This window comes from Methylobacterium sp. WL18 (assembly GCF_008040015.1).
Taxonomy (GTDB): domain Bacteria; phylum Pseudomonadota; class Alphaproteobacteria; order Rhizobiales; family Beijerinckiaceae; genus Methylobacterium; species Methylobacterium mesophilicum.
The window spans coordinates 1-1599 of the sequence record NZ_VRVD01000864.1; the positions used below are offsets into that span (position 1 = coordinate 1).

The window sequence follows — 1599 nt, forward strand, 5'->3', positions numbered from 1 at the left end:
CGCCCACCGGCCGGCCCGGAGACGCCCGGATCCCCGGAGACCATGCCGGCGGAGGCGGTGCCATCCCCGGAGGGTCGGCGGGATGCGCCCGCCGGGCCGGAACCCGCGGAGATCCAGGCCGCCCTGGCCGAGCATCTCGCGGTCTACGACCGGCTGTTCGAACGCGCCGCCACCGACACCGCCTCGGTCACCGTCGAGACCGAGGCCGCCGCCTACGACATCATGACCAGCCTGCGCGAGGTCGACGGCGCGATGACCGAGCTGCTGTCCTTCCTCGACCTGTCCGGCTCCAACGCCCGGGTGATCGAGATCGTCGACCAGACCGACCAGCAGCTCACCGCGAACCGCCAGCTGATCGGCGACTTCCTGGTCCGGCGCGACCAGGACGTGGTGGAATGCCGGCAGCGGCTCGACGAGCTCGACGTCGCCACAGCGCAGCTGACCCGGGCCACCGACGGCGTGCAGACCATCGCCCGCCAGACCAACCTGCTCGCCCTGAACGCCACCATCGAGGCGGCCCGGGCCGAGAAGGCCGGCGCGGGCTTCGCCGTGGTCGCCAAGGAGGTCAAGGAACTCTCCAACGCCTCGGCCGACACCGCGACCCGGATCGCCCGGGACCTCGCCGCCTTACGCGAATCCATCCGGGAGAACTTCTCCACCCTGGTGACGAACCGGGTCGAAGATGAGCGCGGGGAATTGATGAAGATCGCCGCGGCGATCGCCAGCCTGACCGAGAACATGGAGCGCCTGGTCGCCCATCAGCGCGACACGCTGGTGAAGGTCCAGGACGAGAGCGCCCGCATCGCGCAGCCGATCGTCCGGCTGATCGGCTCGATCCAGTTTCAGGACGTCACGCGGCAGCGTCTTCAGCATCTCGAAGGTATTTTCGCGGCGGCGCGCACGCATCTCCACGCGCTGGATCTATCGAATCCCTTGACGAAATCTTGGCCCGACGTTAAGTCTTTCGCGGACATCGCGCTCTCGGAAGGTTCTTCACCTCCGAAAAGCAACGCGCATGTCACGAACGATATCGAATTGTTTTAGGAATTGGTGACATACGAATATTACTAACGCGCATGCGTCCTTTAATCAGGTCTTCCGATGCGCAACTCCAGCAGACACGTCGGGAGGATTGATCGATGGCATCGATCCTCCTGACGGATGACGTGCCGGTCGTCAGGATGACGGTCCGGCGGTTTCTCGAGCGCGGTCAGCACCGGGTCGAGGAATGCGGCTCCGCCGCCGAGGCGGAGACGCTGCTGAGCGGCCGGCCGTTCGACCTCCTCGTCACCGACCTGTGGATGCCCGGCCGGGACGGCCTGACGCTGATCGGCTGGGTCAAGGCGAACAGGCCCGGCCTGCCGATCATCGCGATCACCGGCGGCGCCCCGCGGGCGCCGCAGCTCTTCTCGATGGAAGAGGCCGCGCGCGTCGGCGCCGACCGCGTGCTCATGAAGCCGGTCGGCATGCAGGAGCTCCTGGCCGCCGTCTCCGCCCTCGCCCCATCGGCCGCCAAGGAATGACCGAACTCATGCACGGCGTCGGACAAATCCTTCTCCAGAACCGGGCGGGCGTGCTGGACGCCTGGCTCGCGCACCT

At 67.5% G+C, this 1599-nt stretch carries 2 protein-coding genes; both read left to right on the forward strand.

Features of this window, described 5'->3' with window-relative positions:
- A partial coding sequence (locus FV228_RS29125; RefSeq protein ID WP_246694069.1) for a methyl-accepting chemotaxis protein occupies nt 1-1044 on the forward strand: 1044 nt, incomplete at its 5' end.
- Between the two features lie 95 nt (nt 1045-1139).
- Nucleotides 1140-1523, forward strand: coding sequence for a response regulator (locus FV228_RS29130; protein WP_147857644.1), 384 nt, complete (start codon nt 1140-1142; stop codon nt 1521-1523).
- The last annotated feature ends 76 nt before the right edge of the window (nt 1524-1599 follow it).